Here is a 19,641-nt window from a genome sequence, read left to right on the forward strand (position 1 = left end):
GGTCAGGCCTCGGGCTCCGATTCGGGCGAGGCACCCGGAACGGGTGCGGCTGCGCGCTCCTCGTGGCCCAGGACGCGCAGCAGGTGGGGCAGCATCGCCGCCATGGCCCGGCCGCGGTGACTGATGCGGTTCTTGTGCTCCGCACCGAGTTGGGCGCAGCTCGCGCCGCCCTCCCCCTCGGGCGCGAACACCGGGTCGTAGCCGAAGCCGTTCTCGCCCACCGGACCCGGGAGGATCCTTCCCGGCAACTCTCCCGTGACCACGTGCTCGGTGCCGTCACGGGGGTCCACGAGAGCGGCCGCGCACACGAAGCGAGCGCCGCGGTGCTCGGGGGCGATGTCCCCGAGCTGGGCGAGAAGGAGACGGAGGTTCGCGGCGTCGTCGCCGTGCTGCCCGGCCCAGCGCGCGGAGAAGATCCCTGGGGATCCTCCCATGACGTCCACGGCCAGTCCGGAGTCGTCGGCGAGCGCCACGAGGCCGGACTCCGCGGCTGCGGCACGCGCCTTCAGCAGCGCGTTCTGCTGGAACGTCACGCCGGTCTCCACGACGTCGCCCAGCCCGGCCGTGCCGGCGTCCACCACAAGCTCCGGGTCACTGAGACCCGCGGCGGCGAGCATGGCGCGCAGTTCGCGCACCTTGCCCTGGTTGTGGGTGGCCAGCACCACGCGGGCGCCGGGGACCTCACCGACCACGGGTGCTCTCCAGGGTCTCGCGCTGGATCTCGGCGAGCTGGGCGCACCCGGCTACCGCCAGGTCCAGCAGCGCATCCAGCTCGTCGCGGCGGAACGGGACACCCTCGGCGGTGCCCTGCACCTCCACGAAGTCGCCGGAGCCGGTGACGACCACGTTCATGTCGGTCTCCGCGCGGACGTCCTCCACGTAGGGCAGGTCCAGCATGGGGACGCCGTCGATGATGCCCACGGACACCGCCGCCACCGAGTCGGTGAGGGGGTTCACGCGGCGCTTGAGCACGCCGTTGTCGTGGGCCCAGTTGATGGCCTCCGCGAGCGCCACGTAGGCACCCGTGATGGAGGCGGTGCGGGTTCCGCCGTCGGCCTGCAGGACGTCGCAGTCGAGCACCACGGTGTTCTCGCCGAGGGCCTCGAGGTCGATGATGGAGCGCAGCGAGCGCCCGATCAGCCGGGAGATCTCGTGGGTCCGCCCGCCGATCTTGCCCTTGACGGACTCTCGTGCGGACCGGGTGGAGGTGGCGCGCGGGAGCATCGCATACTCGGCGGTCACCCAGCCGCGCCCCTCTCCCTTGAGCCAACGGGGCACGCCCTCCGTGAGCGAGGCGGTGCACAGCACACGGGTGCCTCCGAACTCGATCAGCGCGGAGCCCTCCGCCTGCTCGGACCAGCCCCGGGTGATCGTGATGGGCCTCAGCTCGGCCACCGTGCGCCCGTCGGCGCGGACCACGTCCGTGGTCGAGCGCTCGCCCTGGCCCGTGGAGTTCGCGGTGGATCGTGCCGGATCGGTAGGCGCAGTCATGCGGATCAGCCTAGTCGTCGGCCCCGGCGCGTGCCAACGCATCGAACGACCGGTCGGTCGGGCCGGACAGGCGGTAGCTCCTGGCCGGCCGCGCCACGGAGACCGGCCCGTCGAAGGCCTCGCACGCCTCCGCCTCTGCCGTGCGCGGGTCGTTCCACACGGGCAGGTGCGTGAGCAGCAGACGCCGCGCTCCCGCCTCCGCGGCCGTCCGGCCCGCGCGCCGGCCCGTGAGGTGGATCCCCCGCAGGTGGTCCTCGCGTCCCTCCTCGTAGGCGGCCTCGCACAGGAACACGTCAGCGTCCCGGGCCGCCACCACGAGCTCTTCGCAGGAATCGGTGTCCCCGGAGTAGGTGAGCACCTCCACACCCTCCGGACCCCGGTGCTCGACCCGCAGGGCGAACGGCTCCGGGCACGGGTGGTTCACGGGGAACGGCGTCACCGTGAACGGGCCCACCGTCACGGGCTGCCGGGGCTGCCACACGTGGAAGTCGAACTCCGTGGCCATGGAGTGCTCCGGGGGCAGCATGTGCAGCTGGTTCAGGTAGGTGTGCGTCGCGGAGGGCCCGTAGAGGGGGATGGTCCCTGCGTTCCATCCACGGGGATCCCACTTGACCGCCACGTGCAGACCGCCCACGTCCACGCAGTGGTCCGGGTGAAGGTGGGAGAGCATGATCGCGTCGATCTCGTGCAGGTCGATGTAGCGCTGCAGCGTGCCCAGGGCGCCGTTGCCCATGTCCAGCACGATCCGCCAGATCCGTCCGTCTGCGTCCTCCCCCGACACCAGGTAGCAGGACGCCGGGGAGTCCGGGCCCGGGAAGCTGCCCGAGTTGCCGACCACGGTGAGGATCATGGAGTTGCGACCTTTCTGCTGCCGACTCAGCGCTGAGCCGGGTGGATCGTGGAGAGGGAGCCGGTGGGGTACTGCTCGGCCACGGACGAGGTGTGGCGGACGCGCAGCACCTCCGGGCCCAGGAACCGCTGGGCCAGTCCCTCGAAGCTCACGGGGTCGCCCGTGGCCAGGAACTCGTGGTGGGGTGCCAGCGCGGGATCACGCTCGAGGCCGTTGTCGAGCAGGCTGCGGTACACGTCCCGCGCGGTCTCCTCCGCCGAGGACACCAGGTTGACGCTCTCCCCCATGACGTAGGAGATCACCGCGGTGAGCAGCGGGTAGTGCGTGCAGCCGAGCACGAGGGTGTCCACCTGGGCGTCCTTGAGGGGCTGCAGATACTCCTGGGCGGTGCGCAGCAGCTCCGGACCGGAGGTGACCCCGCGCTCCACGTACTCCACGAACTCGGGGCACGCCACCGAGGTGATGTCCAGCTGGGGTGCCGCCGCGAACGTGTCGTCGTACGCGCGGGACCCGATGGTGGCCTCGGTGCCGATCACGCCCACGCGCCCGGTGCGGGTGGTGGCCACGGCGCGGCGCACGGCGGGCTGGATGACCTCGGTGACCGGGATGTCGTAGCCCCGCGTGTAGCGTTCGCGCGCGTCGCGCAGCACCGCGGCGGACGCCGTGTTGCACGCGATCACGAGCAGCTTCACGCCGGAGTCCACGAGGTCGTCCATGATCCGCAGCGCGTTCGAACGCACCTGGGCGATGGGCAGCGGACCGTACGGGCCGTGGGCGGTGTCCCCCACGTAGAGGATCTCCTCGTTGGGCAGCTGGTCGATGATGGACCGGGCCACCGTGAGACCGCCCACTCCGGAGTCGAACACCCCGATGGGCGAGTTGGGGTTCGGACCGGTGGGAGAACGGTGCTCAGCCTGCATAACGGAAAACTGTAGTGCGTCCGGGTGAGCACCCCGAACATGAGACGAGGCGTGCTTCCGATGCCGCGTCACGAGGACGGGAGGGTCTTCAGCAGCGCCTCCATGAGCGTCTCCTGCAGCCACGAGACGAAGTTGTACACCACGCCCATGTACTGCTCCACGGTCTGCGCCGTCCCGAAGTCCGTGAGCTCCGCCACCCGCTCGGCGTCCTGCGGGGAGTCGATCCCCAGCCGGGACGCGAGCACCAGGCGGACGTCGTTGAGTGCGCGTGCAACGTCCTGCGCCTGTTCCGTGGTCAGCACCACGGGATCGGACTCCAGGGCGAGCGAGGACGCCCGCAGTGCCGCGATCCGGCGTTCGCGCAGCGAGCGGTCCGTGAGCCTGCGGAACTCCGCGGCCTGCTCGGGGTCCGACGACGCCGCGGGCAGCAGTCTGCGCAGCGCGGGGTCCGTGGGCTCGGCCACGTCCTCGTCCCAACCCACGAGCGCCTCCAGGGGGTCGTCCGTGTCGCGCGGCTCGGGCGCGAGCGTCTCTGCCACGTCCGAGAACAGCTTCTGCAGCAGACGCACCTCGGGGGCCTCGAAGCGGCCCACGATGCCCTTGCGCGTGCGCTTGAACCCGCGCGCCATCAGTTCTCCCCCGCCTTCTCGTAGGTGGCCCACAGGCCGTAGCCGTGCAGTGCGCTCACGTGGGCCTCGGCCTCCTCCAGGGAGCCGGTGAAGACGATCGACCGGCCCTGGTGGTGGACCTCGAGCATGAGCGTGCGGGCCTTGGCGTCCGTGAACCCGAAGTGCGAGCGGAAGACGTACACCACATAGCTCATGAGGTTCACGGGGTCGTCCCAGACCACCACGTTCCACGGCACGTTCACGGCGGTGAGCGCCTGCTCCTCCCGCGTGAGCTGCGGGGACTCCGCAGGCGCGGCACTCATGAGCACGGCGGGGGCGGGGACACGGCCCCGGAACTGGTAAGTGAGCATCGTTTCCATGGTAGCCGGGGGCGTGGTGATGTGCGCACGGCGAGCGCCCCACTAGGCTGGCAGGGTGAACGAGCACAGCTATTCCTGGCACCCGCAGGCCACGTCCCTGCTGACGGACCACTACGAGCTGACCATGCTGCAGGCAGCCCTCCGAGCGGGCACGGCTTCACGCCGCAGCGTGTTCGAGGTCTTCACCCGCCGCCTGCCGCACGGTCGGCGCTACGGGGTCTTCGCCGGGGTGGGTCGCGTCCTGGAGGGCCTGGAGCAGTTCCGCTTCACGGACGAGCAGCTGCGCTTCCTGCGGGACACCGGCGTGGTGGACGCCGCCACCGTGGCCTACCTGGAGAACTTCCGCTTCACGGGCCAGATCCGCGGCTACGCGGAGGGCGAGACCTACTTCCCCCACTCCCCGCTGCTGAGCGTGGAGTCCTCCTTCGCGGAGGCGTGCGTCCTGGAGACCTACATCCTGTCCGTGCTCAACTACGACTCCGCCGTGGCCTCGGCCGCGTCCCGCATGGTGGGCGCCGCCGGGGACCGGCCGTGCATCGAGATGGGTTCACGCCGCGCCCACGAGCAGGCTGCCGTGGCCGCCGCCCGCGCCGCCGTGGTGGCCGGTTTCGAGTCCACGTCCAACCTGGAGGCGGGCTACCGCTACGGCGTGCGGACCGTGGGCACCGCCGCCCACTCCTTCACCCTGCTGCACGACTCCGAGGAGCAGGCCTTCCGAGCCCAGCTGGACGCTCTGGGAGTGTCCACCACACTGCTCGTGGACACGTACGACGTCGAGCGGGCCGTCCGCCTCGCCGTGGACATCGCCGGTCCGGACCTCGGCGGGGTGCGTCTGGACTCGGGCGACCTGGTGACCCAGGCGGCGTCGGTGCGTGCGCTGCTCGACAAGCTCGGCAACCCGAACACTCGCATCACGGTCACGAGCGACCTGGACGAGTACGCGATCGCCGCCCTGCGCGCCGTACCCGTGGACTCGTACGGCGTGGGCACGCGCCTGGTGACGGGCTCGGGAGCCCCCACGTCCTCCATGGTCTACAAACTCGTCTCGCGGGAGGGCGCGTCGGGCACCATGGAGCCGGTGGCCAAGGCTTCCTCGGGCAAGGCCTCCGTGGGCGGCGAGAAGTACGCTCTGCGGCGCCGCAGCGCCGAGGGCCTGGCCACCCACGAGCTCGTGGGCATTTCCCACGAGCCCCACGACGACGGCGACGACCGTCCCCTCCTCGTGGACTACGTCACCGGCGGGGAGCTGCACGACGGCTTCACCGGCCCCGAGGGTGTGCAGCGGGCCCGACGGCGCCACGCCGAGTCCGTGGCGGAGCTGCCGCGGGCGGCACGCAGGCTCTCCGAGGGCGAGCCCGTGATCCCCACCGTCATCGAACCAGGAACCGCTCACTGAGCAGGGAGGACACCGTGCGCACTGCACTGCTGATCGTCGACGTCCAGAACGACTTCTGCGAGGGCGGCAGCCTGGCCGTCGCCGGGGGCGCCGCGGTGGCCGCGGGGATCTCCGAGCACCTCGAGGACCACCACGCGGACTACGTGGCCGTGGCCGCCACCCAGGACTGGCACGTGGACCCGGGAGAGCACTTCAGCGACACCCCGGACTTCGCCACGAGCTGGCCCGTGCACTGCGTGGCGGACACCCCCGGCGCGGCGACCCACCCCGATTTCGACACCGAGCACGTCACCGAGTTCTTCCGCAAGGGCGCGTACGACGCCGCCTACTCGGGTTTCGAGGGGCTGTCCGCCCCGGACGTGGACGTGCCCATGGGAGAGCCGGAGGAAGCCGCGGACGAGGACCGTGTGAGCCTGGACGACTGGCTCCGGGAGCGGGACGTCGAGGCCGTGGACGTGGTGGGGCTCGCCCTGGACCACTGCGTGCTGGCCACCGCCAAGGATGCAGTAGATGCCGGCTACGAGACCCGGCTGCTGCTGCCGCTCACGGCGCCTGTCTCAGCGGAAGGCGGCCAGCGCGCCGTCGCGGAGCTGGAAGCCGCGGGCGTGGAGGTCGTCACCGACCTGGCCTGACGTGTCCCTGCCGGGCGCGGCCCAGTGGGCCGCAGCTCGGCGTGGGAAGGGAACCGGCTCGGATCGGGAGGCGGTGCCGAGGGCGTCCGCGCGCGTCTGCGAGGGCCGAGCGCCCGCAGGATGGCGCGCGGGGCGTCGAGGACCCGGCCGAGCGGCGTCGTGCACGGGACCTACTTGCGGCCGATGAACCAGCGCTGCAGCATTGCGAGGCGCGCGTTCAGCTGCTCCTCCGACGCCTGGGCCACGGGCGGACCACCGCACTTGGTGCGCAGCTCGTTGTGGATCACACCGTGCGGGGTGCCCGTGCGGGCGGACCACGCCGAGACGTTCTTGGACAGCTGGGCCCGCAGGTCCTTGAGCCGCCGGTGGTCCGGGACCGCGGGCTGCTGGGGGGCCGTGCCACCGCCCTGGCGCTGCGCCGAGCGCGACTGGCGCTCCCGCAGCAGCTCGGAGACCTGCTCGGGATCCAGCAGGCCGGGGATGCCGAGGTACTCGGCCTCCTCCTCCGAGCCCACGGCGGCGCCGCCACCGAACGCACCGCCGTCGAAGAGCACACCGTGGAAGGACGCGTCCGAGTCCAGGGCCTGGAAGTTGCCCTGTGCGAGCGCGGACGACGCCCGCTCCTCGCGGTTGGCCTCCTCCAGCAGGTCGTCGTCCCAGCCGCTCTCCATGGGCTGGTCGAAGTCCACGACGTCGGGCACGCTCTTGGGCTTGTCGAGGGCGTGGTCCCGCTCCTCCTCCATGGAGTTGGCGAGCGCCATGAGCACGGGCACCGACGGCAGGAACACCGAGGCGGTCTCCCCGCGCTTGCGGGCGCGCACGAAGCGGCCCACGGCCTGGGCGAAGAACAGCGGCGTGGACGTGGAGGTCGCGTAGACGCCCACCGCGAGGCGGGGCACGTCCACCCCCTCGGAGACCATGCGCACGGCCACCATCCAGCGCTTGTCCGACTCCGAGAACTGGTCGATCTTGTTGGACGCGGCCTTGTCGTCGGAGAGCACCACGGTGGGCCGCTCCCCCGTAAGGGCGTGCAGCTGCTCGGCGTAGGCCTTGGCGTCCTGGTGGTCGGTCGCGATCACGAGCGCTCCGGCGTCCGGCACGGTGCGGCGCACCTGGGTCAGGCGCTGGTCCGCGGCGCGCAGGACGGACGGGATCCACTGGCCCTGCGGGTCCAGGGCCGTGCGCCACGCGTGGGACGTGATGTCCTTGGTGAACCCCTCCCCCAGCTGGGCGGCCATCTCCTCGCCCGCGGAGGTGCGCCAGCGCATCTGCCCGGAGTAGGCCATGAAGATCACGGGGCGCACCACGTGGTCCTGCAGGGCGTTGCCGTAGCCGTAGGTGTAGTCCGCCGTGGAGCGGCGGATGCCGTCCCCGTCCTCCTCGTAGCGCACGAACGGGATGGGTGAGGTGTCCGAGCGGAAGGGCGTACCGGTGAGCGCGAGCCGCCGGGTGGCCGGCTCGAAAGCCTCGCGCAGCCCGTCGCCCCAGGAAAGCGCGTCGCCGGCGTGGTGGATCTCGTCCATGATCACGAGCGTGCGTCCGGCCTCGGTCCGGGCCCGGTGCAGCAGCGGCTTGTTCGCCACCTGCGCGTAGGTCACGGCCGCGCCCATGTAGCCGCGGCCGTGCTGACCGTCCGCGTTCTTGAAGTTGGGGTCGATCGCGAGCCCCACGCGTGCCGCGGCATCGGCCCACTGGCGCTTGAGGTGCTCGGTGGGGGTCACCACGGTCACCCGCTGGACCACGCCGGCGTCGTGCAGCTTCTTGGCCACGGTGAGCGCGAACGTGGTTTTGCCGGCACCGGGGGTCGCCACGGCCATGAAGTCCCGGGGCTGAGCCTGCTCGTAGCGCTGGATGGCCTCCGCCTGCCACGCACGGAGCTTGGGTGCGGTGCCCCACGCGGCCCGGTCCGGGTACGCCGGAGGCAGGTCCGCTGCCGCCCCGAAAAGGGACATCTGATCGCTGTCTGACACGTGGTGCTCGTCCTCTCCGCGCCCTGTGGCGCGAGTTTCCACCGTTTCTCCGGGCACCGTTTCCCCGGACGACGCCGCCCGGTCCCGTCCGCGGCCCCGGCGTGCGCCCTGCCCGTCCGCTCGCCTGCCCGATCCGTTCGCGCGTCCGCGGACCCGTGGTCCATCCACGACGCCGCGGCTCGAGAACCGCGGCCTCTCGTGTGGTGCCGGCACCCCGTGCCAGCACGCGCTGCGGCCGGGCGCCGACGCACCGCGACAGTCTCCGGTGACGCAGACACGCCGGGGGCGGGGCCGTGCCGCCGCGCGGCGTCGTCCAGGCCGCCACCGGTCGGCACGGCAACGGCGCCCGCTGTGCGGGCGCCGCCGGTGTCCCGCGGGGCGGGACGGGGTGCTGCGGTGGTGCTGTCAGTTCTCGGGCTTGTCCTTGCCGGGGCGCAGACCCTGGTAGATCTCCTTGCACTCCGGGCACACCGGGAAGCGCTGGGGATCGCGTCCGGGGGTCCACACCTTGCCGCACAGCGCGATCACGGGTTCGCCGGACAGTGCCGACTCCATGATCTTCTCCTTGCGGACGTAGTGGGCGAACCGCTCGTGGTCACCGGGCTCCGCGAACTGGCGGGTCTCCTCCCGCTCAATCGTGGCGGTTCCCCCCACGGTCTCCGTGCCGGACTCGGTGCTGTTCAGAACCCGGGAGGACCGCGAGAAGGGGCCCCCGACGTGCTGGGCTTCGGTGGTGTCCATGCCGTCCACTCTACCCCGTGCGCCGTGGGCGGGTGTCCGGGTCACCGGTACCCGGAGACCTCCTGCAGCAGCTCGGGACCGCGGGCGTCCAGCCACTTCCCGCCCAGTCGTACGCCCAGCCACAGCAGCACGAGGCCCTCCACGAGCCCCACCGCGAGCGCCAGCCAGCTCCACACCGCAGCCCCTGAGCCGAGGTGGACGAACAGCAGCACGAGGGGCGGCAGTGCCAGCAGGAGCATGAGTCCCATGACGACGAACTGGACCACCAGGTTGAGGATGGTGAAACCCTGTGGAGTCTTCATGGGCGAGGCGCCCGGCGGCGGTGTGGGATACGTGTAGCGCGCCGAGACCACGGAGACCACTCCGGCGCCGCCGAGCAGGAGAGCGGCACACGTGCCGAGCAGCGCGGGCAGGGCCTGCCACTCGTGCACCCGCAGCATCCACAGCACCACGCCCAGACCCACGAGCGGCGTGGCCACGATCAGCATGGCCACCACCCGGCCCAGCCGGTCAGCCCGCCCGGGCACGGAGGCCAGCAGGTGCAGGCTGAACGCGCTGTTGTCGTAGGAGATGTCCGCCGAGATGGCGTAGGACATGAGCAGGGCGATCATCATGGGCAGCAGCCACATGGCGAAGCCCCCGTCGCCACCCAGGAACCACAGTGCCGCACTGATGGCCGGGATCATCAGCAGTGACGCCGAGTACCGCGGGTCCCTGAGCCAGTAGATCAGGCAGCGCGCGGCCACCGCTCCCCACGGCGTGGCGGGGAAGCGGTCGAGCGCGCCGATGCCCGCCACGGACCTGCCCGTGGCACGGGCGGCTCCCCCGGCGGCGTCGGCCAGTGCCCGGTCCAGTGCGAACCGGGCGAGCCCCACGAGCACCGCGAGGGTGGCCAGCACGATGAGCAGCCGGAGCAGGGCGGCGCCCCAACGACCCGCCGCCACGTCACCGGGAATGGCCCAGACCGCACCCAGGGGCGTCCAGGACAGCACGGCGGCCCACCCGGGCAGCCGGTCCCACACGCGTTCCACCCCGGTGGCCACGGAGGTGAAGATCGGGGCCAGCAGGACGATGAGGAGCAGACTGAGAATGGAGAGGATCTCCGTGGAGCGCCGGCTCTTGGCGATCCGGGCAGCCAGCGCGGCGGCGCAACGGGACCCCGTGAACGCCAGCAGCGCGGCCAGCACAGCGCACAGCGCGGCGGCGGCCACGGCGGGGGCGGAGGAGCGCCAGCAGAGCAGCCATCCGACCAGCGCGATCACCGTGAGGACGCCGGGAATCCCGATGACGGCTCCGACCGTCTGACCAGCCAGCACACCCGTGGTGCTCAGCGGGAACAGGCCCAGCCGGGCGGGGTCCAGCGTGGCGTCTGCTTTGGAGGTGAGCACAGGGACGAGCCACCAGCCCAGCAGCACCGTGGCGCCCACCAGGGTGGATGCCGCGGTCACCACCTCGAGGGGTTCGGAGCCCAGGAAGAACATCGCGCTCAGCAGCATCGCCAGAACGGACAGGGCGTACAGCCCGCCCAGGATGGTGCCCACCAGCACCCACGTGGAGCGGGTGAGGGTGTTGACGAGGATGCGCCACTTCAGTCCCGCCAGCCGCCGGGCCTCCTCCAGCACACCCATGCGGTGGGTTCCACGCTCCTGCCCGGACGACGCCGGGCGCACGGACTCGGGGACGGCGGCGTCGGGCACGGGTTCCTGCCCGTCGGGCGCGACAGGACGGTCGATCGCCCCGCCGGGCCCCGCCGTGCCATGGGTCCTGGCGGAGGCACGGGTCCCGGGGTCGACGCCGCCCGGCACGGCGGCCGCGCCCTCGTGGCCCTCCGCCGCCGGCTCCGGCAGCCCGCCGCTGGGGGTGTGTTTCACTCCGGACGAAGCCACTGCAGTCCCTCCCCCGCCTCGGTGCGACCGCCCACGAAGGACACGAAGCGGTCTTCCAGGGACATGCCGTCGCAGACCTGCTCCATGGTGCCCTGGGCCAGCACGCGCCCCTGGTCCATCACGGCCACGTGGTCGCACATGCGCTGCACCAGGTCCATCACGTGGCTGGAGACCACCACGGTGCCGCCGGACTGCGTGTACTGGTGCAGCAGCGAGCGGATGTTGGCGGCGGAGACCGGGTCCACGGACTCGAACGGCTCGTCCAGCACGAGCAGGCTGGGCGCGTGGATCATGGCCGCGGCGAGCGCGATCTTCTTGGTCATGCCCGCCGAGTAGTCCTGCACCTGGCGCCCCGCGGCGTCCTGCAGGTCCATGGCGGTGATGAGGTCCTCGGTGCGCTCCTTGACCAGCTGCCGGTCCATGCCGCGCAGCAGACCCGAGTAGGCCACGAGCTGACGGCCCGTGAGCCGGTCGAAGAGGTGGGCGCCGTCCGGGAGCACGCCCATGCGGCGCTTGGCCGTCAGTGGGTCGCGCCACACGTCCGCGAGCTCGTCCCGGCGGCCGCCTCCCACGAGCACCTGCCCGGAGGTGGGGCGCAGCAGGCCGGTGGCCATGGACAGCGTGGTGGTCTTGCCCGCACCGTTGCGGCCCACCAGACCGTAGAACGAGCCGCGCGGCACCGTGAGGTCCACCCGGTCCGCAGCGGGCCGCGACCCGTGGTCGTAGACCTTGGTGAGCTGACGCACCACGAGCGCGACGGCGGCTGGTTGCCGCACCGCGGGTCGTGGGGCGTCGGACTCCTGGGCCTGCGGCCAGGTCGGGCTCTGAGTCGGCGCCGGGGCTTCATGCGGTGCCGCCGTCTGGGACGACACCGGTTCGTGTGCCAGGGCCGAGCCGTGCTCGGGCGTGCGGGTCCGGGAGCCCTCGGGAGATGCCGTCCCCTGTCCCGGGGCCACGCTGGTTCGCGCACCCGGCCCCGAGTCGTCGTGCGGGGCCCACGGCGCGGACACCGAAAGATCTCGTGGGGTTCCGCGCTCAGCCGGGAGTGTGGCGTCCGCGGCGGGCTCGCGGCGCGGCGGCGTGGGTCCGTTCGGTGGGATGCTCATGGGCCCAAAGTACTCAACGCCCGGTGCGAGGGCGGCATGTTGCACGGCGCCAGGCACGTCCCAGAAGACGTCCAGGCACGCGACGGGCGCCCTCGGCACGGAGGGGAGGCGGGCCGACCCCGGGCGTGTCCCGGCCCGCGGGGGGCGCGCACCGCAGAACGGCCTGCCGCTCCCACCCAGGACGAACCGACGACGGCGCGCCCGGCCACCTCGCAGGCCCGCCCGGACGGGCGGCGCGGACCCCCGCGGGTGGCCATCGCGGGCCCGCCCGAGTGAGCATCGCTGGCCCGCCCGGATGACCAGCCAGGGCCCGCCCCGGGTGACTGGGCCGGGCAGACCAGCGAGCCTGGAACGGCCGCCCGGGCAGACGGCGGGCGGGCCCCTAGAACAGGGCGCGCATCAGCTGGGCCCGCGCGGCCACCACACGGGGATCGTCCGCACCCACCACGTCGAAGAGTTCCACCAGCCGGGCGCGCGCGGCATCCTTGTCGTCACCCGCCGTGGTGCGCACGATGGTGAGCAGTCGTCGGAACGCGTCCTCCACGTGCCCTCCTGAGAGGTCGAGGTCCGCGACGTCCAGGGCGGCCTGCACGTTCGAGGGGTCCGAGGCCGCGGCCTCGCGCACGGCCGCCGCGTCCATGGCGCTGACGCGCTGCAGCAGGTGGACCTGCGCGAGGGCCAGCTTGGCCTCGTGGTCCCCCGGGTTCTCGGCGAGCGCCTTCTCGTAGCACGCCTGAGCGCCGTCCAGGTCTCCGGCCTCGAGCTTCTCCACAGCCTCGGCGTGCAGCGGGGGCAGGGGCGCGGGCTCCTCCGTGGCGGTGGGCTCGGCCGTGCCGGTCACGCCGTTCTGCTGGGCCAGGCTCACGAGCTCCGTGAGAAGCTCACGCACCTGCTGCTCGGGAACGGTGGAGTTCACGAGCGGGACCACCCGGCCGCCCAGCAGGGCCACCACCGTGGGAACCGTCTGCGCCTGGAAGGCCTGCGCGATCTGCGGCTCCGCAGACGCGTCCACCGTGCCCAGGAGCAGACGACCCTGGAACTCGTCCACGACCGTGCTCACCACGTCCACGAACGACTCCGACTCCGGGCTCTGCGGGGCGTGCAGCACCACCACCACGGGATAGGAGGTGGAGGCCTCCGCGTACTGCTGGAAGTTGCCGGTGGTCAGCACCACCCGGTAGCTGGTGCCCGCCCCCGTGGACGACGCCGCTGCCCCGCGTTCTCCTCGCCCGGCACCCTGGGCGCCCAGGTCCACCGCGCCGCGCACGGAGGCCGGCACGGCGCTCTGCGCCCCGGAGGCTGCGGACGCGGCTCCACCGGGCTGCGGGCCGCCGACCGGTCCCGCCGAGCTCGGCGCACCCTGGGGACGCGGGGAACCGGGGAATTCGCTCATGAGTACCTCCTGGTGTCCCGCCCACTGCGGGGGCGGGGGTCGTGGTCCATCCGGCTCGCGTGAGCGCACGCGTGCCCTGCTGGTCCCATTATGGGCACGGCGGCACGGAGCGAGCCCACCCAGCACGCGTTGTACGCTTCCCGCGTGAGCACATCCTCCGGTCCCCACGAGCCGCCCAGCCGCTTGCGCCCCTCGCGCCACAGGTTCGAGGTGCCGCCCGAACCCGCACCCGTTCCCGCGGAGGAACGGGAACGGCGCGCGCCGTGGGACCGCCCCGTGGCGGACCGCTTCCATCCCGTGCAGAACGGCTTCCTGCTCACGGTGGGGGTCGGGTTCGCCCTCCTGGGGTACTACGTGCTGACCAACGTGGGCGGACTGGTGGGCTGGATCGTCACGGCGGCGTTCATCAGTCTCGGCATGGACCCGCTCGTGCGCTGGCTGGAGTCCAAGGGAATGCCCCGCTCCCTGGCGGCCAGCGCCGCCATCATCGCGCTGGCGCTCGTGGTGACCGCCTTCATCCTGCTGGCGGTGCCGCGGATGGTGGACCAGGCCCAGCAGCTGGCGGCGCGCGTGCCCGAGTTCGTGGACAGTTTCACGCACTCGGACCTCTACCACGCCCTGAACGAGCGGTTCGACATCGAGGCCTCCGTGCATAACGGTGCCGCTGGCCTGCAGGAGCGCCTGGCCTCGGACGGGAACTTCCTGGGCGGGATGTTCGGGTTCGTGGTGAGCGCGGGAGGGGTGGTGCTCAACGGCATCACGGGGACCCTGATCGTCATGGCCCTCACGCTGTACTTCCTCTTCTCGTGGCCCACGATCAAGGCGTGGTGCTACCGTCTGGCGCCCGCCAGCAAGCGCGCCCGGGTCACCCACCTCGGGGACCGGATGGTCAACGGCGTGGGCAACTACGTGATGGGTCAGGCCTGTGTGGCGCTCATCAACGCCACCGTGGCGTTCGTGCTCATGACCATCACTGGGGTCCCCTACGCGTCCCTGCTGGTCCTGCTCGTGGGCCTGCTCGCGTTCATCCCGCTGGTCGGCGGAGTGATCGCCGGCGTGGTCGTGAGCCTGGTGGCCACCCTCGGCGGCTGGAACACGGTGGTGCCCTACGCCCTGTGCTACTTCGGCTACCTGCAGGTGGAGGCCTACCTGGTCTCACCGCGGATCATGTCCCGCGCGGTCGCGGTGCCCGGCGCAGTGGCCATCGTGGCCGTGGCCGCCGGCGGCGCCCTGTGGGGCGTGCTGGGCGCGCTCATCGCCATCCCCACGGCCGTCGCCGGTCTGCTCCTGGTGCGCGAGGTCTTCGTGCCGCGCCAGGACGCCCGCTGAAGCCTTCCCCCACGACGACGCCGCGCCGCCTCCGTGCATCCTGCGTGGCCGCCCCGCCCCCGCCCCCAGGGGGCAGGGCCCAGCGCCACCCACGGCCACGCACGGTCCGCGCGACCGGTGGGTCCGCCACGAGTGCGCTGACCGTTAAGCTGTCCGGGTGCGCCTAGTGATTGCCGACTGCTCCGTCCGCTACGAGGGGCGGCTCAATGCCCATCTGCCCCTGGCCCGGCGGCTCATCATGCTCAAGGCCGACGGCTCCGTTCTCATCCACTCGGACGGCGGTTCCTACAAGCCGCTGAACTGGATGAGCCCGCCGGCCACCCTCCGCGTCCGGGAGCCCTCCGAGGACCTCGCGGCGGAGGGCGTGAGCGAGGTGTGGGAGGTCCAGGCGGGCAAGTCCGACGACCGGCTGGTCATCCACGTCATGACGGTGCACAGCCAGCTGCACCACGACCTCGGGGCGGATCCGGGCCTGGTCAAGGACGGCGTGGAAGCAGACCTGCAACGGCTGCTGGCCGAGCAGATCACACTCCTCGGCGAGGGCGTCTCGCTGGTCCGGCGCGAGTACCCCACCGCCATCGGGCCGGTGGACATCCTCGCCCGGGACGCGAACGGGGCCACCGTGGCCGTGGAGCTCAAGCGTCGGGGCGACATCGACGGCGTCGAGCAGCTCACCCGCTACCTGGAACTCCTCAACAGAGATCCGCTGCTGCGCCCCGTGCGCGGGGTCTTCGCGGCGCAGCAGATCAAGCCCCAGGCGCGCACTCTCGCGCTCGACCGCGGCATCGAGTGCCTGAGTCTCGACTACGACGAGATGCGCGGCAACGTGGACACCCAGTCCCGGCTCTTCTGACCCGACGGCACTGGGGGCCGGGGCCCTGTTGCGCGACGTCGACCGAACGGCCGGGCGGGTCGGCGCGGCCACACGTGCTAAGCCGTCTGATGACTGTTGACCACCGCGCAACAGTGTGTGATGCTTGTAGCGTTCTCGCATCATGTTTGACATGCTCGCAGGAATGGTAGCGAGCGTGAAGTTCTGACTGGCGCTGTGGCACAACACTTACGTGAGCCGCATCCACAGCCTTCTCGCGGTACCAGTTCAGGTGCACATCCATGTGCACGCACTATTACTCCAGAAGGAGATGCCCCATTATGGCTCAGGGCACCGTTAAGTGGTTCAACGCAGAAAAGGGCTTCGGCTTCATCACGCCGGACGACGCTGATGGCGACGTCTTCGTGCACTACAGCGAAATCCAGTCGGGCGGCTTCCGCACCCTCGAAGAGAACCAGCGCGTCGAGTTCGAGATCGGTCAGGGCCAGAAGGGCCCCCAGGCCACCGGCGTGACCGTCATCTGACAGTCCCCCTCGAACACGGAAAATCCCCGGTGCCACACGGCACCGGGGATTTTCTCATGTCACGGCGAGGTCGTTCGGTGCCAACCCCGCCGTGCCTGTGGAGCCACCCTCAGCCAGCCCGCGACGGGCGCCGCGCTCGGGTCCCCCGCAGAGGACGTCCTGGGTTCCCAACGAGCTGAGCGCACAAGGGGGTGAGCTCGCTGGGCGGGTGCACGGGGCCGTCAGGAATCACCGTGACCCGAGCGGCGTCGTGCCCGTGCAGCGTCACCCCGTGGGAGCGCGGTCGACACCACTCAGCCCCGAGAAGGGTGGATGCGCCGCTGCACGTCCGCTCCGGCGCGGGCCAGATGCTCCACGAAGTGCTCGTAGCCGCGGTCGATGTGCTCGATGCCCGACACCTCGGTGACTCCCCCCGCCGCCATGCCGGCGATCACGAGAGCAGCTCCCGCGCGGATGTCCATGGCCTCCACGGGTGCCCCGGAGAGCTGCGAGGCCGCCACGCCGTCCACCCGCGCATGGTGCCCGTCCAGGCGCACCCGCGCGCCGAGCCGCTCGAGCTCGGCGGTGAAGCCCCAGCGGGCCTCGAAGACGTTCTCCGTGATGATTCCCGACCCCTCCGCCACGGCGTTCAGCGCCACCACGAACGGTTGGAGGTCTGTGGGGAAGCCGGGGTACGGGAGGGTGGAGACGTTGATGGCACGCGGCCGGCTGGGGCCCTGGACCGTGAACCGGCCCTCCGCAACGTCCACGTCGCACCCCGCGGCACGCAGCTTGTCGAGGACCACCCCCAGGTGGGACGGCTCCGCTCCCCTGATCTGCACGCGTCCGCCCGTCACGGCCGCGGCGAAGGCCCACGTGCCGGCCACGATCCGGTCAGGCACGGTGCGGTGCGTGACCGGGCTCAGCCGTGGCACACCCGTGATCGTCAGTGTGGTGGTGCCCAGTCCCTCGATCTGTGCACCCATGGCCTGCAGCATGCGACCGATGTCCACGATCTCGGGTTCCCGCGCCACGTTCTCCAGCACCGTGGTACCCCGGGCGGTGGTCGCGGCCGTCATGAGATTCTCCGTGGCGCCCACCGAGGGGTACCCGAGCCGGAAAGAAGCTCCGGCAAGTCCTTCCGGGGCGGACGCGCGCAGGAAACCACGCTCGATGCCGAGCTCCGCGCCCATCGCCTCCAGACCCGCGCGGTGCATGTCGAGACCCCGGGTTCCGATGGCATCGCCCCCGGGCAGCGCGACCTCTGCACGGCGGCACCTCGCCATCAGCGGACCCAGCACCGAGATGGAGGCGCGCATGGCCCGCACGAGGTCGTAGTCCGCCTGGTGGCCCAGCTCCTCCGGGACCTCGATGACCACCTCGTGCTCGGCGGGCGAGTAGTCGACCTCGCAGCCCAGACGGCGCAGCAGCTCCGCCATCACCGTGACGTCCTGGATCTCGGGAACGTTGGTGATGGTGGAACGCCCCGGGGCCAGCAGCGCCGCCGCCATGAGCTTGAGCACGCTGTTCTTTGCCCCGAGGACCGGCAGCTCGCCGTTGACCACGGTGGGCCCGTGAACCTCGATGGTTTCTTCCACGTTTTCCTCCTCGTCCACGACCCTCACTCGCGGTGCACTCGTTGTGCGGCAACGGTGGGTCAAGCTCCCCACCCCCGCGAGCGGGGCTGGGGCCTGCACGGCAAGGAACCACGACGGCACGGGCCGCGGAACCTGTGCGCAGGCGGTGCCCGAACGACGTCGACCCCCGTACCCCGCACGGGGCACGAGGGTCGACGCTGACCGGTGCGCTGATGAATCAGGCGGACTGCTTCTCCGAGTCCAGGGAGACCGTGTCAGCCACGATGGTGACCCGGTTCTGGTCCACGGACACCAGACCGGAGTCGATGCGGCCGGTCAGCCGGTCACCCTCCACCCGGTCGATGGCGAACTCCCCCGGCTTGAGCAACCCCGCCATGGACTGGTGGCCCGGCATGACGCCGATGTCACCCTCGGTGGTGCGCACGCGGACGAGCCGCGCGGCACCTGCCCAGATCTTGCGATCCAGGGCGACGATTTCCACGATGAGTTCAGCCATGGCTTACTTCTCGCCCGTCTCGGCCTTGATCTCGTCCCACTGACGCATGACGTCGTCCAGGCCGCCCACGTTGTAGAAGGCCTGCTCCGGAACGTTGTCCAGCTCGCCGTCGCAGATCTTGCCGAAGGCCTCGATGGTCTCCGCGAGGGGAACCGTGGAGCCCTCCACACCGGTGAACTGCTTCGCGGTGTAGGTGTTCTGGGACAGGAACTGCTCGATGCGGCGTGCGCGGGACACCACGACCTTCTGCTCCTCGGAGAGCTCCTCCACACCGAGAATCGCGATAATGTCCTGCAGCTCCTTGTTCTCCTGCAGGATCGACTTCACGCGGGTGGCCACGTCGTAGTGGGTCTGGCCCACGTACTGCGGATCCAGGATGCGGGAGGTCGAGGACAGCGGGTCGATCGCCGGGTACAGACCACGGGACGCGATGTCACGGGAGAGCTCGGTGGTCGCGTCCAGGTGGGCGAACGTGGTCGCGGGAGCCGGGTCCGTGTAGTCGTCGGCGGGCACGTAGATCGCCTGCATGGACGTGATGGAGTGGCCCCGGGTGGAGGTGATGCGCTCCTGCAGCACGCCCATCTCGTCCGCGAGGGTCGGCTGGTAGCCCACGGCGGAGGGGATGCGACCCAGCAGGGTCGAGACCTCCGAACCGGCCTGCGTGAAGCGGAAGATGTTGTCGATGAACAGCAGCACGTCCTGGTTCTGCACGTCGCGGAAGTACTCCGCCATGGTCAGACCGGTCAGTGCCACGCGCAGACGCGTTCCGGGCGGCTCGTCCATCTGGCCGAACACGAGAGCGGTGTCCTTGAGAACACCCGCCTCCTCCATCTCGACCCACAGGTCGTTGCCCTCACGGGTGCGCTCGCCCACACCGGCGAACACCGAGGTGCCACCGAAGTTGCGGGCCACACGGGTGATCATCTCCTGGATGAGCACGGTCTTGCCCACGCCGGCGCCGCCGAACAGACCGATCTTGCCGCCCTTGATGTAGGGGGTCAGGAGGTCGATGGACTTGATGCCCGTCTCCATCATCTCGGTGCTGCCCTCGAGCTCCGCGAAGGACGGCGCCTTGCGGTGGATGGGCCAGCGCTCCTGGATGTCCAGCTCGTCGGTGGGCATGTCCAGGGCGTCACCCAGGACGTTGAAGATGTGGCCCTTGACCACGTCGCCCACGGGCACGGAGATGGGCGAGCCGGTGTCCTGCACGGGCGTGCCGCGCACCAGACCGTCGGTCTGCTGCAGGGAGATGGCACGCACCACGTTGGTGCCCAGGTGCTGAGCGGTCTCGAACGTGATCCGGCGGGGCTTGCCGTTGAAGTCGTAGTCCGCGGTCAGGGCGTTGTAGAGGTCCGGAACCTGGTTCTCGGGGAACTCGACGTCGACCACGGGTCCGATGACTCGGGCGATGCGGCCGACGCCGCCGCGCGAAACCGGCTGGGCCGCCTGGTCGTTGATAGTGGCAGTCATTTCTCTCACTTCGTTTCGGCTGGCAATGGGGAGAGCGCGG

At 71.2% G+C, this 19,641-nt stretch carries 19 protein-coding genes; 5 read left to right on the plus strand and 14 right to left on the minus strand.

Annotated features, from left to right (window positions below):
- Window positions 1-2 precede the first annotated feature (2 nt).
- From rdgB to clpS, 6 genes are all read right to left on the minus strand, one after another.
- Window positions 3-692 (minus strand): RdgB/HAM1 family non-canonical purine NTP pyrophosphatase, encoded by a 690-nt coding sequence (gene rdgB, locus AABM36_RS09620; RefSeq protein WP_047979172.1) that lies wholly within the window; start codon window positions 690-692, stop codon window positions 3-5.
- Window positions 682-1,491, minus strand: coding sequence for a ribonuclease PH (gene rph, locus AABM36_RS09625; RefSeq protein ID WP_223110310.1), 810 nt, complete (start codon window positions 1,489-1,491; stop codon window positions 682-684). Before rph ends, rdgB begins: the two co-directional genes overlap by 11 nt.
- A 10-nt stretch (window positions 1,492-1,501) precedes the next feature.
- On the minus strand, window positions 1,502-2,341 hold the full coding sequence (locus AABM36_RS09630; protein WP_239355922.1) for an MBL fold metallo-hydrolase: 840 nt from the start codon (window positions 2,339-2,341) through the stop codon (window positions 1,502-1,504).
- 26 nt (window positions 2,342-2,367) lie between these two features.
- Window positions 2,368-3,261: a glutamate racemase gene (gene murI, locus AABM36_RS09635; protein WP_039101935.1), complete on the minus strand. Its 894-nt coding sequence runs from the start codon at window positions 3,259-3,261 to the stop codon at window positions 2,368-2,370.
- 68 nt (window positions 3,262-3,329) lie between these two features.
- The gene (locus AABM36_RS09640; protein WP_019309334.1) at window positions 3,330-3,890 is read right to left on the minus strand and encodes a DUF2017 domain-containing protein; all 561 of its coding nucleotides are present in this window, start codon (window positions 3,888-3,890) and stop codon (window positions 3,330-3,332) included.
- Window positions 3,890-4,240 (minus strand): ATP-dependent Clp protease adapter ClpS, encoded by a 351-nt coding sequence (clpS, locus tag AABM36_RS09645; RefSeq protein WP_019309335.1) that lies wholly within the window; start codon window positions 4,238-4,240, stop codon window positions 3,890-3,892. Before clpS ends, AABM36_RS09640 begins: the two co-directional genes overlap by 1 nt.
- Before the next feature lie 64 nt (window positions 4,241-4,304).
- Between clpS and AABM36_RS09650 the strand changes: the two genes are divergently transcribed.
- Both AABM36_RS09650 and AABM36_RS09655 read left to right on the plus strand, forming a co-directional pair.
- A complete protein-coding gene (locus tag AABM36_RS09650) occupies window positions 4,305-5,645 on the plus strand; it encodes a nicotinate phosphoribosyltransferase (protein WP_102613441.1) in 1,341 nt (446 codons plus the stop codon).
- 14 nt (window positions 5,646-5,659) lie between these two features.
- Window positions 5,660-6,277 carry an isochorismatase family protein gene (locus AABM36_RS09655; RefSeq protein WP_102613440.1) on the plus strand — a complete coding sequence of 206 codons (618 nt, stop codon included), beginning with the start codon at window positions 5,660-5,662 and terminating at the stop codon, window positions 6,275-6,277.
- Between the two features lie 170 nt (window positions 6,278-6,447).
- On the opposite strand, the gene AABM36_RS09660 is transcribed toward AABM36_RS09655, so the two are convergent.
- The 5 genes from AABM36_RS09660 to AABM36_RS09680 all read right to left on the minus strand — a co-directional run bounded on the left by AABM36_RS09660 (window position 6,448) and on the right by AABM36_RS09680 (window position 13,373).
- Window positions 6,448-8,229: a DEAD/DEAH box helicase gene (locus AABM36_RS09660; RefSeq protein WP_047979171.1), complete on the minus strand. Its 1,782-nt coding sequence runs from the start codon at window positions 8,227-8,229 to the stop codon at window positions 6,448-6,450.
- Window positions 8,230-8,652: 423 nt separating this feature from the next.
- On the minus strand, window positions 8,653-8,997 hold the full coding sequence (locus AABM36_RS09665) for a DUF3039 domain-containing protein (protein ID WP_019309339.1): 345 nt from the start codon (window positions 8,995-8,997) through the stop codon (window positions 8,653-8,655).
- Window positions 8,998-9,029: 32 nt separating this feature from the next.
- Window positions 9,030-10,685 (minus strand): hypothetical protein, encoded by a 1,656-nt coding sequence (locus tag AABM36_RS09670; RefSeq protein WP_223110304.1) that lies wholly within the window; start codon window positions 10,683-10,685, stop codon window positions 9,030-9,032.
- 170 nt (window positions 10,686-10,855) lie between these two features.
- On the minus strand, window positions 10,856-11,650 hold the full coding sequence (locus tag AABM36_RS09675) for an ABC transporter ATP-binding protein (RefSeq protein WP_224764821.1): 795 nt from the start codon (window positions 11,648-11,650) through the stop codon (window positions 10,856-10,858).
- A gap of 712 nt (window positions 11,651-12,362) precedes the next feature.
- The gene (locus AABM36_RS09680) at window positions 12,363-13,373 is read right to left on the minus strand and encodes a tetratricopeptide repeat protein (protein ID WP_039101941.1); all 1,011 of its coding nucleotides are present in this window, start codon (window positions 13,371-13,373) and stop codon (window positions 12,363-12,365) included.
- A 144-nt stretch (window positions 13,374-13,517) separates the two neighbouring features.
- On the opposite strand from AABM36_RS09680, the gene AABM36_RS09685 reads away from it, so the two are divergent.
- From AABM36_RS09685 to AABM36_RS09695, 3 genes are all read left to right on the plus strand, one after another.
- Window positions 13,518-14,702, plus strand: coding sequence for an AI-2E family transporter (locus tag AABM36_RS09685; protein WP_423446000.1), 1,185 nt, complete (start codon window positions 13,518-13,520; stop codon window positions 14,700-14,702).
- A 157-nt stretch (window positions 14,703-14,859) separates the two neighbouring features.
- The gene (gene nucS, locus AABM36_RS09690) at window positions 14,860-15,555 is read left to right on the plus strand and encodes an endonuclease NucS (RefSeq protein WP_019309344.1); all 696 of its coding nucleotides are present in this window, start codon (window positions 14,860-14,862) and stop codon (window positions 15,553-15,555) included.
- 299 nt (window positions 15,556-15,854) lie between these two features.
- Window positions 15,855-16,058 (plus strand): cold-shock protein, encoded by a 204-nt coding sequence (locus AABM36_RS09695; RefSeq protein ID WP_012398055.1) that lies wholly within the window; start codon window positions 15,855-15,857, stop codon window positions 16,056-16,058.
- A 293-nt stretch (window positions 16,059-16,351) separates the two neighbouring features.
- On the opposite strand, the gene murA is transcribed toward AABM36_RS09695, so the two are convergent.
- From murA to atpD, 3 genes are all read right to left on the minus strand, one after another.
- A complete protein-coding gene (murA, locus tag AABM36_RS09700) occupies window positions 16,352-17,635 on the minus strand; it encodes a UDP-N-acetylglucosamine 1-carboxyvinyltransferase (RefSeq protein ID WP_191872636.1) in 1,284 nt (427 codons plus the stop codon).
- Window positions 17,636-17,852: 217 nt separating this feature from the next.
- On the minus strand, window positions 17,853-18,131 hold the full coding sequence (locus AABM36_RS09705; RefSeq protein WP_019309346.1) for a F0F1 ATP synthase subunit epsilon: 279 nt from the start codon (window positions 18,129-18,131) through the stop codon (window positions 17,853-17,855).
- A 3-nt stretch (window positions 18,132-18,134) separates the two neighbouring features.
- The gene (atpD, locus tag AABM36_RS09710) at window positions 18,135-19,601 is read right to left on the minus strand and encodes a F0F1 ATP synthase subunit beta (RefSeq protein ID WP_019309347.1); all 1,467 of its coding nucleotides are present in this window, start codon (window positions 19,599-19,601) and stop codon (window positions 18,135-18,137) included.
- Window positions 19,602-19,641 lie beyond the last annotated feature (40 nt).

It is taken from the genome of Kocuria sp. KSNUG, from assembly GCF_049532735.1.
Taxonomy (GTDB): Bacteria; Actinomycetota; Actinomycetes; order Actinomycetales; family Micrococcaceae; genus Kocuria; species Kocuria rhizophila.

Excerpts from the sequence above, each read along its gene's own strand:
- rph (WP_223110310.1), bottom strand. The coding sequence starts at position 1,491 with ATGACTGCGCCTACCGATCCGGCACGATCCACCGCGAACTCCACGGGC.
- AABM36_RS09630 (WP_239355922.1), bottom strand. The coding sequence starts at position 2,341 with ATGATCCTCACCGTGGTCGGCAACTCGGGCAGCTTCCCGGGCCCGGAC.
- murI (WP_039101935.1), bottom strand. The coding sequence starts at position 3,261 with ATGCAGGCTGAGCACCGTTCTCCCACCGGTCCGAACCCCAACTCGCCC.
- AABM36_RS09640 (WP_019309334.1), bottom strand. The coding sequence starts at position 3,890 with ATGGCGCGCGGGTTCAAGCGCACGCGCAAGGGCATCGTGGGCCGCTTC.
- clpS (WP_019309335.1), bottom strand. The coding sequence starts at position 4,240 with ATGCTCACTTACCAGTTCCGGGGCCGTGTCCCCGCCCCCGCCGTGCTC.
- AABM36_RS09660 (WP_047979171.1), bottom strand. The coding sequence starts at position 8,229 with ATGTCCCTTTTCGGGGCGGCAGCGGACCTGCCTCCGGCGTACCCGGAC.
- AABM36_RS09680 (WP_039101941.1), bottom strand. The coding sequence starts at position 13,373 with ATGAGCGAATTCCCCGGTTCCCCGCGTCCCCAGGGTGCGCCGAGCTCG.
- AABM36_RS09695 (WP_012398055.1), top strand. The coding sequence starts at position 15,855 with ATGGCTCAGGGCACCGTTAAGTGGTTCAACGCAGAAAAGGGCTTCGGC.
- AABM36_RS09705 (WP_019309346.1), bottom strand. The coding sequence starts at position 18,131 with ATGGCTGAACTCATCGTGGAAATCGTCGCCCTGGATCGCAAGATCTGG.
- atpD (WP_019309347.1), bottom strand. The coding sequence starts at position 19,601 with ATGACTGCCACTATCAACGACCAGGCGGCCCAGCCGGTTTCGCGCGGC.